8 protein-coding genes are annotated in these 12,963 nt (G+C 72.7%); 1 reads left to right on the forward strand and 7 read right to left on the reverse strand.

The genetic code is table 11. From position 1 onward, the window contains the following. The first annotated feature begins 70 nt into the window (after window positions 1-70). Window positions 71-2,410: a polysaccharide lyase 8 family protein gene (locus BJY18_RS02630; RefSeq protein ID WP_184777364.1), complete on the forward strand. Its 2,340-nt coding sequence runs from the start codon at window positions 71-73 to the stop codon at window positions 2,408-2,410. Window positions 2,411-2,972: 562 nt separating this feature from the next. Here the strand turns inward: BJY18_RS02630 and rpmJ are convergent. The 7 genes from rpmJ to BJY18_RS02670 all read right to left on the reverse strand — a co-directional run bounded on the left by rpmJ (window position 2,973) and on the right by BJY18_RS02670 (window position 12,817). Beyond that, a complete protein-coding gene (rpmJ, locus tag BJY18_RS02635; RefSeq protein ID WP_184777366.1) occupies window positions 2,973-3,095 on the reverse strand; it encodes a 50S ribosomal protein L36 in 123 nt (40 codons plus the stop codon). A 72-nt stretch (window positions 3,096-3,167) separates the two neighbouring features. Then, window positions 3,168-4,313: a VWA domain-containing protein gene (locus tag BJY18_RS02640; protein ID WP_184777368.1), complete on the reverse strand. Its 1,146-nt coding sequence runs from the start codon at window positions 4,311-4,313 to the stop codon at window positions 3,168-3,170. Beyond that, the gene (locus tag BJY18_RS02645; RefSeq protein WP_184777369.1) at window positions 4,310-6,490 is read right to left on the reverse strand and encodes a DUF5682 family protein; all 2,181 of its coding nucleotides are present in this window, start codon (window positions 6,488-6,490) and stop codon (window positions 4,310-4,312) included. Before BJY18_RS02645 ends, BJY18_RS02640 begins: the two co-directional genes overlap by 4 nt. After that, the gene (locus BJY18_RS02650; protein WP_184777370.1) at window positions 6,487-7,572 is read right to left on the reverse strand and encodes an ATP-binding protein; all 1,086 of its coding nucleotides are present in this window, start codon (window positions 7,570-7,572) and stop codon (window positions 6,487-6,489) included. The genes BJY18_RS02645 and BJY18_RS02650 overlap by 4 nt, the downstream gene beginning before the upstream one ends. Continuing rightward, window positions 7,569-9,008, reverse strand: coding sequence for a DUF5691 domain-containing protein (locus tag BJY18_RS02655; protein WP_184777371.1), 1,440 nt, complete (start codon window positions 9,006-9,008; stop codon window positions 7,569-7,571). Before BJY18_RS02655 ends, BJY18_RS02650 begins: the two co-directional genes overlap by 4 nt. A gap of 31 nt (window positions 9,009-9,039) precedes the next feature. Continuing rightward, on the reverse strand, window positions 9,040-11,556 hold the full coding sequence (locus BJY18_RS36600) for an SWIM zinc finger family protein (RefSeq protein WP_312873710.1): 2,517 nt from the start codon (window positions 11,554-11,556) through the stop codon (window positions 9,040-9,042). A gap of 106 nt (window positions 11,557-11,662) precedes the next feature. After that, complete coding sequence (locus tag BJY18_RS02670; RefSeq protein ID WP_184777372.1) at window positions 11,663-12,817, reverse strand: NAD-dependent epimerase/dehydratase family protein; 1,155 nt, start codon at window positions 12,815-12,817, stop codon at window positions 11,663-11,665. Window positions 12,818-12,963: the final 146 nt, after the last annotated feature.

Here is a 12,963-nt window from a genome sequence, read left to right on the forward strand (position 1 = left end):
CACCACCCACAACAGCAGACCGCCGCCACGGATCCGCAAGCCGCACTTCTTGCTCCTGGGAGGCGTTGTCATGCCCGTGAACCGGAGAACCGCGCTGCGTGGCGGCGCCGTCGTAGCGGCCACGGCCGCGTTGACCGCCGCGGTGCGGCCCGCCTGCGCGGCGGGGCGCACCGCGGCCGATCCCTTCGCTGCCATCGTCGCCGGGTACCGGGAGTTGCAGACCGGGATCAACCGGCCCTCGCCCGAGCGCACTGCCGCGCTGAAGAACCTCGGCCGGGTGGCGAAGTCGTACCATGACACCATGTCCGTGTCCGGCGAAGGTCCTTTATGGAGTGACCTGCCGCTCGGTCCGGGTAGTGACTACACCACCTCGATGTACGCGCGGTTGCGGGCGATCGCGGTGGACTGGGGCACTCCCGGCAGCACGCTCAGCGCTGACCCGGAGGTGCCGGCCCGGATCGGGAAAGCGCTGCAGCTGCTGTACGCCAGTCAGTACCACCCGGATATCGAGGAGCTCGGGAACTGGTACACCTACGAGATCGGCGTCCCGTACTACCTTCTGCAGATCCTGGTGAGCGTGGCGGACCGGCTGACCGCGGACGAGCTGGCCCGCTATGTCAGCCCGGTCAAGCGCTTCGCCGGCGACCCGAACCGGCGTGCGAACGATCCGGAGGTCGTCGAAACCGGCGCCAACCGAGCGGACAAAGCGCTGATCTCGATCGTCTCCGGCGCGCTGACCGGCGACACGGCGTGGATCCGGACCGGGGTCGACGCCCTCACCGACGTCGCGGGCGGCGGTGCGGCGAGCGTGCTCGCCAGGCTCGACCGGGCCGCTGGCGACGGCTTCCACGTCGACGGGTCCTTCCTCCAGCACGAGACCATCCCGTACGCCGGGCACTACGGAATCGTGCTGCTGACCGCGCTTTCCGGCACGATCCACGTGACCGAGGGCACCGAGTACGCGCCGCCGGCGGAGCTGAAGAACAAGGTGTACGCACTCGTCGGCGACGCCTTCGCACCGTTCGTCCACGCCGGTGCGTTGATGGAGCCGGTGCGTGGCCGGATGCTGTCGCGGCAGGGCGAAACCGGCCACGACATCGGGCATCAGCTGACCGTCGCCACGCTCGTGCTCGCGCGTTCCGCGACCGGGGAGGCCCGCGCGGAGCTGTCCGGCCTCGCCGCCGAGTGGATCGCGGAAGGCAGTCACGCGCCGTTCCTGGAAATTCCCGACCCGGAGCGGTTCGCCCCCGGACCGGACCTCGTGGGCACGCCGGGTATCGAATTCGCCCAGGACATGCTCGCCGGGCAGATCCGGCCGGCGCCGATCGTGGCCGCCCACCGGGTGTTCGGCCAGCAGGACCGCATGGTGCACGTGACCGGGGGCTGGTCCGCGTCGCTCGGTGCGGGATCCACGCGGATCTCCCGCTACGAGGCGATCAACGGGATGAACCAGCACGGCTGGAACGTCGGCGACGGCGTGCTGTACCTGTTCCTGCCGAACGCGAAAGGCCACTACTCCGACGCGTACTGGCCCACTGTCGACCCGCTGCTGCTGCCGGGCACGACGGCGAAAGCCGGCCCACCCGGTCCGCTGGGCTCCACGCCGCTGTCGACGAAGGACCACGTCGGCGGCGTGCGCTGGGACGCCCGCCACGGCGCGTACGCGATGGATTTCGTCTCCGAGGACGGCACGGTTTCGGCGAAGAAGTCGTGGTTCTTCACGCCTTCGGGCATCGTGTGCCTCGGTGCCGGAATCACCGGCACGTCCGGGCAGCCGGTGCGCACGACGATGGAAAACCGCAACCTCGGCGAGAACGGGCGGCGTGTGCTGCTGGCCGACGGACGGCTCGTCCCGGCGACGTCGAGCACACTGCGGAATCCGCGGTGGCTGCATCTCGAGGACGTGGCCGGGTATGTCCTACTGGACGAGGTCTCGGTGACCGCGCTGCGCGAAGACCGCACCGGCGCGTGGCGGGACATCGACACCGGCGCGAACACGAAGGGCACGACCGATCCCTACACCCGGCGGTACCAGAAGCTGCTGATCGAGCACGGCACGAACCCCGTGGACGCGAAATACGCTTACGCGGTGCTGCCGACGGCCTCGCGTCCGGGGACTGCCGCTTCGACGCTCTCCTGGCGGATCCGGGCCAACACCACGACAGCGCAAGCGGTGCGCCTGTGGGACAACACCTTGCTGGCGAACTTCTACGGTGCGGGTAACGTGGACGAGGTCACTGTCTCGGGACCCGTCTCTCTCGCGCTCGGCCGGAGCGATTCGGGCTGGCAGCTCGCCGTGTCCGACCCGACCCAGCGCCAGAACCACGTCACGGTGACGGTGCGCCGCCGCACCGTGAAAGTCGCACTGGCAGGCACGTTCGGCGCCACCCAGGTGATCCCGTTGCGGTGACCCGTGATCTCCCCGCCGGACCGGTGGTTCCCGACCCGGCCCGGCGGGGCCCCAGCTGCCTCGGGTGGGGTTCCGGCGTTGGCTGGGCTTGTGGTGGCCGGCTTGTGGCGCTGGCTGAGGTTCAGCCGCCTCGGCTGCGGTTCCGGTATCGAGACCGCGCGGCAAAGGGGCTTGACAGACCTCACGCCGGCCGACCTCACCGCCCCAGCCGGCGAGGGGCTGAGCCGCACGCGGACGGGATTCGCCCGGCCGGCGAGCTGCCGGCAGCAGCCCGCCATCACCAGATCTCGCGGGCTTGGTCGCACCAGCCGCGGCCAGCCGCGCGATTCCCGCCGCGCGGGTCGTGCTCGGCACCGGCGGATTCGTCGTGCTGGTGGTGGTCAGCCTTGTCGGGCCTGCCACCCGGGTAACAGGCCCGGCCGGCTTTGTCGTGCCGGTGGTGGGATTCAGGCCTCGTCAGTTTTGCCACCCGGGCGGCAATTTCAGCCTTGGCGGGCTTTGCCGCGCCGGGCGGCGGGGGGTTCAGCCCTGGCGGGCTTTGCCGCGCCGGGTGGCGGGGGGTTCAGCCTTGGCGGGCTTTGCCGCGCGGGTGCTCCCGGTTGATCACCAGGACCTTGCCGTGCCGGCGGATCACCTGGGCGCCGGGCCGGCGGGCCAGCGAACGGACCGAGGTGCGAACCTTCATGACTGCCGTCCTCTCCTGGGTCGGGGTGCGGCGTGGTCGGCCGCATCGGTCTCAACACCGGCGGGTCCGTGGTTAGTCCCCGGTCGCCCAGCGGCTCAGGTCCTCGTGGCGCAACGCCGCGGCCAGCAGGTCCGGGAACCGGTCGGGCGTGCAGGCGAACGCCGGGACCCCCAGTTCTCCCAGCGCCGCGGCGTTGTCGTGGTCGTAGAACGGGGTGCCCGAATCCGACAGCGCCAGCAAGGTCACCACCTGTACTCCGGCGCCGGTCAGCTCGGCGACCCGGCGCAGCAGGTCCTCGCGCACCCCGCCCTCGTACAGGTCGCTGATCAGCACCAGCAGCGTCCGCTCGGGCCGTTCGACGAGGCCCTGGCAGTAGGCCAGCGCGCGGGCGATGTTCGTGCCGCCGCCGAGCTGGGTGCCGAAGAGCAGGTCGACCGGATCGTCGAGGTGGTCGGTGAGGTCCGCGACCGCGGTGTCGAACGCGACGAATTTCGTGCTCAGCGCCCGCATCGAGGCGAGCGCCGCGCCGAACACCCCGGAGTACACCACGGATTCCGCCATCGACCCGGACTGGTCCACGGCCAGCACCACGTCCCGCCGCACGCTGTTCGCGCGGCGGCCGAAGCCGATCAGCCGCTCCGGCACGATCGTGCCGAGGCTGGGGGAGTAGTGCCGCAGGTTTGCCCGTACCGTGCGGTCCCAGTCGATGTCCCCGCCCCGCGGCCGCCGGCCCCTGGCCGCGCGGTCGAGTGCCCCGCGCACCGCCGAACGCGTGCGTTCGGCGAGCCGCTCCTCCAGCTCCGCGACGACCTTGCGCACGACCGTGCGGGCGGTCTCCTTCGTCTCCTCCGGCAGTACTCCGTTCAGCGACAGCAGCGTGCCCACCAAGTGCACGTCCGGTTCCACCGCGGCGAGCAGCTCCGGTTCCAGCAGCATCCGGGTCAGCCCGAGCCGGTCCACCGCGTCGCGTTGCAGCACCTGCACCACGGAACCGGGGAAGTACTGCCGGATGTCGCCCAGCCACCGTGCGACCCGCGGCGCCGACGCGCCCAGTCCGCCGCCGCGCCGATCACCACCCCGGGTGCTCGCGCTGCGTTCGTCGTAGAGCGCGGCCAGCACACCGTCTATCCCGCTGTCCTCTTCGGACAGCCCGCGGCCGGTGCCGTCCTCCTCCCCGCCGAGGACGAGGCGCCAGCGGCGGGCGCTCTCGTCGTTCATCGGGTGGCTCCCAGCAGGGCGGCGAAGACCGGCAGCACGGCCTCGCCGCGCCCGGCGTCGCCGAAGTCCTCGGCGCGCGCGACCGCGGGGACAGCCGAGGACAGGGCGACGGCACGTTCTCCGATCGCCCGCTTCTCCGGTCCGGCGAAGGCCCCGAAAGTCCGTCGCAGCAAGGGAAGCACCTCCGGGAACACGTCGGGTGGGATTGCGCCGAGCCAGGTGTCCACGACGTGCAGCATCCGCTCGTCGTGGATCAGCAGCAGCCCACCACCGGCGAAGAAGCCCTCCACGTACGCTGCCGCGTCGGCGGGGGCGACGCCGGCGGTGAGCGCCCGGCCCAGCCGGAGTTCGACGTCCGCGGTGGCGAGCAGGTCGGCGTCGTGCAGCAGCCGGGCGGTCCGGCCGGCGAGCAGCGGCGGCAGCGAACCACCGGCGGCGAGCCGGGCCAACGCGGTGAGCCAGCGTTCCCGGGCCGCCTCTCCGAGCAGGTCCGCCGCTTCGTGGACCTGCTCGATCAGCTCGCAGAACTGTGCGGCGGCCTCCTCGTCCAAGCCGTGCACGGCGGGGGCCAGCCCGGTGCACACCCGCGCGAGAATACGATCGGCGACCTCGCGCAGCTGACCGGTTCCGGTGCCGCGCACGTCGCCGTACCGGGTGGCCCGCGCCAGCGGGGACAACGCAGCCATCAGGTGCGCGACGTCGGCGTCGGCTGCCGCGCGGGTGTCGAGCGCGGTCAGCACGTCGGGCAACGCGTCGCCGAGGTCGGCCAGCAGGCAGTTCTCCACCGCCGTGGTGATGTCGGCCAGCGGCGGGCTCGAGGCCACGGATTCGCGCACCACCGCAGCCGCGGCTGTGGGCACCGTGGTGCCGTGCGCGGCCGCCGCGACCAGATCGACCTCGAAGCCGGGCTCCCAGCACAGCGTCCAGGTCTCGCGGAACGTGCCCTTGCCACGGATCGAGGAGACTTCCGGCTCGCCCCACGGAATATCGAGCAGCAGCAGGCGGTGCAGCAGCCGCGACCGGTCGAGCCCGCCCGGGGTGCGCAGGTCGAGGTTCAGCTCCCGGGTCACCGCCTCGCGCTTGAGCCGCAACCGCCGGGCGGTGGCGGTGAGGTCGGCGGCCAGCGGTGCCTGCGGCACCGACTCCGGGACCTCACCCAGCAGCTCGCCGACCACCAGCCGGCGGGTGACCAGGTCGGCCTGCACGTCGTCGCCGGCGCAGAGCACCGCGCGGGTGGCCGCGTCGACCTCGGCGAGCCCGGCCGAGGCCCGCCCCCGCAGCGCGGCCAGCGCTTCGGCGAGCCGGACCGCCTCGATCACGTGCGCGGTCGACACCGGAAGGTCCTCCTCCCGCAGCACTCCGGCGACCGCCGTGAGCCAGCGCGTGGTCACGTCCGAGGCGGCGGTGAACAGGTGGTGGTACCACCCGGGGGAGCGCACGCCGGCGCCGTAGCCGGTGGCCGAGGCGAGCCTGCCGTGCGTCCACGGCACCCAGGTGCAGACGACCTTGCGCTTCGGCAGTCCTTTGAGGACGGACTGGTCACGGGTGGCGGGCGGCAGCGGATCGGCCAGCGCGGGCACGTGCCACGCCCCGCACACGACCGCGATCCGCTCGAAGCCCTCCTTGCGCGTTTTCCGCAGCACCTGGCGCATGGCGGCTTCGCGGCGCCGCTCGTGCGGATCCTCGGGGAGTTCGGTCTCGCGCAGCGCGGTCATCGCCTCCTCGATGACCTCGAACGGTGTCTCGCCGCCGCGGCGCGATTCGACGAAGTCGTCCCACCACCGTTCCGGATCGTCGTAGCCGCCGGCCGCGGCGAGTTCGGCGAGCGGATCGGTGTGCGGTCCGGCCGGATCCTCACCGGAGGCGAACTGGTGTGCCACGGGCAGATCGCAGAACCGCACCGGCACCCCGGCGCGGGTGGCGTAGCGCAACGCCTGCCACTCCGGGCTGAACACCGCGAACGGCCAGAACGCCGCCCGCGACACGTCGTCGGCCGCGTACGCCAGCAACGCCACCGGCGGCTGCAGGTCCTCGCCTGCCGCGAGGTCGACGAGCCGGTCGGCCTCCGGCGGTCCCTCGATCAGCACCACGTCCGGCGTCAGCTCCGCCAGCCGCGCGGCCACCGCCCGCGCCGAGCCCGGTCCGTGGTGCCGGATCCCGAGCAGGTACGTGCTCATCCGGCGATCTCCTGGCCCGCGCGATAGAAGTCGGCCCAGCCCTCGCGTTCGCGGACCACGGTTTCCAGGTACTCGGCCCAGATCGCGCGGTCGGCCACCGGATCCTTCACCACCGCGCCGTGGATGCCGGCCGCGACGTCGTGTGCCCGCAGGACGCCGTCGCCGAAGTGCGCGGCGAGGGCGAGACCACCGGTGAGCACGCTGATCGCCTCCGCGGTGGACAGCGTGCCGGACGGCGTCTTGACGGCGGAGCGCCCGTCTTCGGTGCGGCCGGAGCGCAGCTCGCGGAACACCGTGACCACGCGGCGGATCTCCGCGAGATCGGCCGCGTCGGCGGGCAGCGACAGCGCGGCACCCAGCTGCCCGACCCGCCGGCGGACGATCTCGACCTCCGCCTCGGCGGTGTCCGGCAACGGCAGCACGACGGTGTTGAACCGCCGCCGCAGCGCGCTCGACAGCTCGTTCACGCCCTTGTCGCGGTTGTTGGCGGTGGCCACGAGCGTGAACCCGGGCCGGGCCTGGACCTCCGTGCCCAGCTCGGGAATCGGCAGTGTCTTCTCGGACAGGATGGTGATGAGCGAATCCTGCACGTCCGCCGGAACGCGGGTGAGCTCCTCGAGCCGGGCCACCTTGCCCTCACGCATCGCGCGCAGCACCGGGCTTTCCACCAGCGCCCGGTCGCTCGGGCCCTCGGCGATCAGCCGCGCGTAGTTCCAGCCGTAGCGGATCTGCTCCTCGGTGGTGCCCGCGGTGCCTTGGGCCAGCAGCGTCGAATCCCCGCTCACTGCCGCCGCGAGGTGTTCGGAGACCCACGTCTTCGCCGTACCGGGCACGCCGAGCAGCAGCAGGGCGCGATCGGTGGCCAGGGTGGCGACGGCGACCTCGATCAACCGCCGCGGCCCCACGTACTTCGGGGTGATCTCGGTACCGTCGTCGAGCCGGCCGCCGAGCAGGTAGGTGACCACGGCCCACGGCGAAAGCCGCCACGACGGGGGTTTCGCCCGGTCGTCGGAGGCGGCCAGCGCGGCCAATTCCGCGGCGTACTCCTGTTCGGCGTGCGGCTGGAGGACTGCGGACGTCATGAGAGCTCCTCGTGCATTTCGCGGCGGAAGGTGAGGGTTTCGGCGACGGCGCGGCGCCACGGCGCCGCCTCGCCCGGCGGCGGGACGTCGGCCAGCGGGTGGCCGAGGCATTCCGGGGGCACGGCTTGGGCGACGAGCGCGGCCGCGTGGGCCACGAGCCGGTGGTCGGGTTGTTCGGCGACCCAGTCGAGCAGCACCTGCCCGAGCGGCGCCGGCCACGGCCGGGGCAGATCGAGGATCAGCCGGGTGAGTGTCTCGATCGGCAGCCCGCGGGCGAGTTTCGCGACGGCGGCGGCCTGACGCGCGGGGGACAGCACGCCGACCAGCTCGGCGGTGCCGCGGCCGCTCGGTTCGGCTTCCACGAGTGCCTGCGCCCAGCTCTCGTCGCGCTGGCGGAGCGCGGCGGTGGCCCAGCTTTCGCGCACCACGTTCAGCGGAACACCCGCAACGAGCATCCCCGCGAGTTCCCCCGGCGTACCGAAGGGAACCCAGAACCGCAGTGGCGTCGCGGCGATGACCGCACGCAGCCGCGCAGCGCCCTGCCCAGGCCCAGGCGGCACGCGAATCCCGTCGCGGGCCAGCGCGTCGTCCGGGGCGGGCGGGGTGAACTCGAGGATGTCCGCCCGCAACGCACGGGTGCGGACCGTGACGCAGGCACGCAGCCGTGCGGCCATCCGTTCGCCGAAGGCGGATCGGGGAAACCGGCCGGACAACCGCAGCGCGATGTCCCGTACCCCGGCCGCACGGTCGGCGCGCGCGGTCTCGAGGAACTGCTCGTCCCGTTCGGCGAGATGTTCCCCGAGCATGGTGAGGAAGGTGGCGCGCAGATCGGCGGGCTCGGTGTGCCAGGTACCGGCCAACGCCTCCCGCGCGCGGTCCGGCTCGGTGCGCAGAGTCCGGGCGAGCCAGGCCTGACGCTGCGCGGCCGTGCCGAACTGCCAGGCGTCGGTGGTGTCGTCGCCGGTCGCGATGAGGAACGCCCAGTCCGGGTTGTGCCGGCCGAGCCAGGCCCCGGCCGCCCCGGCGACCTCGGCCAGCGGCGCCCGCAGCGAGACCCGGACCCGCGCCGCGTCGGCGAGCGCGGGCAACCGCTCGGCCGGGACCCGCAGCTTCCGGGCGGCGACCGCGTGGAGCCATTCCTCCAGGAGCTCGGGACGGTTCGCGGACAGCAGCCGCACCAGGCGTTCCCGCGCGCGGGACGGCAGGAAGGGGCGCCCGTCCGGAGCAGCCGGCTCGGCCGGGCGCACGTCGGCGAGGGCCCGCCGCCCGGCTCGGCGGTACCCCGTGATCACCGCGGCCGCGACGAGCGCCTGCTCGGCCGCTGTCCCACGGCTCTCGGCGAGCGCCCGAACGCCGTCCGGCAGTCCGGTCAGGTCGACGCCGCGGCGCCGGGTGCCGAGCAGCACCGCGCCGACCACCTCGTCCCAGGTCGTCATCGCGTGCCCTCGCGGGGTGGGTTCGGGCCGGTCACAGCCGCACCATCCCGCCGCGGTACCAGCAGGTGAGCGGCCGCAGCCCGGCATCCGTCCATTCACCCGAGACGGTCACCGGCCCCTCCGCCGCGACGGCGAGCAACGGCCACGGGTCCACCGCCGGGCTCAGCGGAAGGGCCTGTCCATCCACATCGGACAGTGCCCAGCCGCCGGGATGCCTCGCCGGGACCACCCCGCACAGCACCACGGGCCACCGATCGAGCCACGGATCGGCGGCAAGCGCACCGGCGTGGGCGGCAAGCACGCCGGCCACGGCCCCACCGTCCGGCGAAACGTCCCCCGCAGACGCGGCTTTCCCTGCGACGGCGGGGGAAACTCCGGGCAACGCCTGCGCCGCTTCGGGACCGGCCGCATGCGGGCGAGGCGGTACGGAGGATGCCGACGCGCCGGCGACGGGCCGCAGCGGTGGCGTCGCGGGGTGCGGCCGGTCGTGCGGTGGGGAGGCGGTGGGCGGTTGTGAGGGAGTGGGGTGGTGCGGGGTGATGGCGGGTGGCTCGGGAGGAGCAGGGTCGTGCGGTGCGGAGGCGGTGGGCGGTTGTGAGGAAGTGGGGACATGCGGGGTGGAGGTGGGTGGCTCGGGAGGAGCAGGGTCGTGCGTTGCGGAGGCGGTGGGCGGTTGCGGGGAAGTGGGGGCGTGCGGGGTGGTGGTGGGTGGCTCGGGAGGAGCAGGGTCGTGCGGTGCGGAGGCGGTGGGCGGCTGTGAGGGAGTGGGGTGGTGCTGGGCGGTGGTGAGTGGTTCCGGGAAAGCGGGGTGATCCGGTGGGCAGGTGGTGGGTGGTTGCGGAGGAGTGCCGTGGTGCGCGGCGGAAGTGGGTGGTTCGGGGGGAGTGGGGGCGTGCGGTGCGGAGGCGGTAGGTGGTTCCGCGGAAGTGCTGTGGTGCGAGGCGGTGGCGGGTGTTTGCGGAGGAGCTGCGTCGTGGGACCGGTCGGTGAGATCCACGTCGGGGTGTGAGGGGCGGGCGGTTCCGTCCTCCGGAGTGCTTCCCGGGACAGGTGGGTCGTCGTTCTCGGAAATCGGTGCGTCGGAGGAAGGCACGTCGTCTGTGTTGTTGGAAAGGTCGCGGCCTCCGGCGTACGCGCCACCGCGTGTTTCGAGTGGGGACCTGTGTGCCGCGCTGGCGGGAGGATTGTCTGGAGCGCTCGGGCGGTCCACTTCGGTGACCGAGTCTTCGCGCGCGTCGGGCCGGGGCGTGCCGCCCGCTTCGGCAGATGGGTCGTTGGCGTTGAGACCGGCGGCGTCGGTGAGGTTGTCGACGTCGAGGTGGACCGCGTCGGTCGGCGGGTTGTCGGTGTCGCGGCCGGTGGGTGGGCTGTCTGCGTTGAGACCGGCGGCGTCGGTGAGGTCGTCCGCGTTGAGGCGGGCGGCGTCACTGGGGGCGTCCGCGTCGAAGCCGACCGCGGCGGTGGGGCGGGTCCGTCGTCCGTCGTTGGTGTGCGGCGCTTCGCCGGGCGTTCCGTGGGGTGCGTCGGTCGCGTGCGGTGGTGGGGCCGGGGTGGTGCTCTCGCGGTGGGTGAACACTGCCCGCAGCGGGACCGCGCCCGGGTGGAAGGCCAGTTCTCCGGTCGTCTCGTAGCCCGGCGGCAGGGTGTTGTCCAGGGGACGGCCCGGCGGGGCGAACGACAGCACCAGCGCGTCCCGGCCGGTGTGCCGGCCGCGCAGCCACGTGCGGCGGGTGCGCAGCGTGTCCTGCTCCTCGTCCGCCGCGCCGGTGATCAGCCACTGGTCGGCCACCCGTTCGCCGGATTCCCGGACCTGGGCGGTGCTCACCGGGAAGCCCAGCCGGCTCCGCACAGTCGCCGCCAGCGGGGCGGGCAGCTCGTCCAGCCGGGTCACCGCGTCGGCGAGCAGGTACAGCAGGGACAGCTCGGCCAGCAGCCGCTCCGGCCAGTCGCGGCCACGGCCGACCAGCGCGGCGGCCCGGTGCAGGCCGCCGGCCAGGCCGGGCGCCTGCGCGTCGATCATCCGGGCGGCGACCGCGGACAGCTCCTCAGGCGTGTGTTCGAGCCCCACCAGACCGGCAGCCACCCGGTCGGTGAGCCAGTCCCGCAGCTCGGCGGCACCGGCGGTGACGCGGGCGAGCCGTTCCCGGGCCCGCTTCTCCGCCGCCTCGAGGTCCTTCGGCCCTTCGGCACGCGGCGCCCGGACCGCGCGGGCGGCGCGTTCGGACATCCAGTCGCGCACCCACTCCGGCTCCTCCGCCGCGGGCAGCCGCCCGGCCGACCACAGCAGCAGCAACCCCAGCGCGTGCTTGCACGGGATCTTGCGGCTCGGGCAGCTGCACCGGAACGCCGGCCCGGCCGGCTCCACCGCGGTGCGGTACGGCGTGCGCCCGCTGCCGCGGCACGCACCCCACAACGCCCGCCCGGACATTCCGGCGCCGGACCACTTCTGCGGGACCGCCAGCCCCCGCGCGGCTTTCGCCGACGCCGGGTCCGGGGCGAGCCCGCTCACCCGGTCCGCGCTCCAGCGCGCCGCCACCTCGTCTGCCACGATTCCCTTGCCGCTCGGCCGATCCGCGTCCCCTCTCGGGGCTGACCGGACCAGCTTCGCATCCGGCACCGACAATTCCCGGGCGGACGGCCGAGCGGCCGGGAGATCAGGACTTGATCGCGCCCCGCCAGCGCACGGTCGGATGCAGCCGATCGTCGTTGACCCGGTGCTTGTTCGCGCCCACCAGATCGAACATCGACTCGATCAGGGTGTCGGAGAGCAGGTGCGGCTGCAGGCCCAGCTCGACCAGCCCGGTGTGCTTGACGTGGTAGTAGTGCTCGGCCTGCTCCACCCGCGGGTTGTCCAGGTGCTCGATCTGCACCGGGCCGGGGAAGCACTTCGCCACGATGTCCGCGATCTGCGCCACCGAATGGCTCTCGGTCATCTGGTTGAACACGCGGAACTCACCGCGCTCGGCCGGGTTCTCCACGGCCAGCCGGATGCACTCCACGGTGTCCCGGATGTCGATCACGCCGCGGGTCTGCCCGCCCTCGCCGTACACAGTGAGCGGCTGCCCCAGCACGGCCTGGATGACGAACCGGTTCAGCACCGTGCCGAACACCGCGTCGTAGTCGAACCGCGTGGCCAGCCGGGGGTCGAGCGCGGTCTGCGGGGTCTGCTGGCCGTACACCACGCCCTGGTTCAGGTCCGTGGCACGCAGATCCCAGATCCGGCAGGCGAACTCGATGTTGTGCGAATCGTGCACCTTCGACAGGTGGTAGAACGAGCCCGGCTTCTTCGGGTACAGCATCCGGTCGCGGCGGCCGTTGTGCTCGACCTCGAGCCAGCCTTCCTCGATGTCGATGTTCGGGGTGCCGTACTCGCCCATGGTGCCGAGCTTGACCAGGTGGATGTCCGGGTCGATCTCGGCGATCGCGTAGAGCAGGTTGAGGTTGCCCACCACGTTGTTGTGCTGGGTGTAGACCGCGTGCTCGCGGTCGATCATCGAGTACGGCGCGGACCGCTGCTCGGCGAAGTGCACGATCGACTCGGGCCGGAAGTCCCGCACCGTGTCGAAGACGAACCCGGCGTCCAGCAGATCGCCTTCGTAGGACGCGATTGTCCGGCCGGACACCTCCTGCCACGCTTCGATCCGGGTGGACAGGTCTTCGATCGGGACGAGACTCTCGGCACCGAGCTCCACGTCGTAACCGCGCCGTGCGAAATTGTCCAGAACGGCCACTTCGTGACCTTTGTCCGACAGGTGCAGCGCTGTGGGCCAACCGAGGTATCCGTCACCGCCGAGAACCAGCACTCGCATGGAGGAGCCTTTCGTTTTGTTTACGCGACAAGCACGCTGATTCCTCTTTGTACATGACGCTCTGACCGGGTCCGAACCTTAACGGCCGGGTGCTGATGCGCACCTGGGGGGAACCTGTGAATCCGCTGTGTGCCGGGGGGCCGTTC

It is taken from the genome of Amycolatopsis jiangsuensis (assembly GCF_014204865.1).
In the GTDB taxonomy this organism is placed as follows: Bacteria; Actinomycetota; Actinomycetes; order Mycobacteriales; family Pseudonocardiaceae; genus Amycolatopsis; species Amycolatopsis jiangsuensis.

Coding starts and splice junctions, on each gene's coding strand:
- BJY18_RS02630 (WP_184777364.1), top strand. CDS start 71: ATGCCCGTGAACCGGAGAACCGCGCTGCGTGGCGGCGCCGTCGTAGCG.
- rpmJ (WP_184777366.1), bottom strand. CDS start 3,095: ATGAAGGTTCGCACCTCGGTCCGTTCGCTGGCCCGCCGGCCCGGCGCC.
- BJY18_RS02640 (WP_184777368.1), bottom strand. CDS start 4,313: ATGAACGACGAGAGCGCCCGCCGCTGGCGCCTCGTCCTCGGCGGGGAG.
- BJY18_RS02645 (WP_184777369.1), bottom strand. CDS start 6,490: ATGAGCACGTACCTGCTCGGGATCCGGCACCACGGACCGGGCTCGGCG.
- BJY18_RS02650 (WP_184777370.1), bottom strand. CDS start 7,572: ATGACGTCCGCAGTCCTCCAGCCGCACGCCGAACAGGAGTACGCCGCG.
- BJY18_RS02655 (WP_184777371.1), bottom strand. CDS start 9,008: ATGACGACCTGGGACGAGGTGGTCGGCGCGGTGCTGCTCGGCACCCGG.
- BJY18_RS02670 (WP_184777372.1), bottom strand. CDS start 12,817: ATGCGAGTGCTGGTTCTCGGCGGTGACGGATACCTCGGTTGGCCCACA.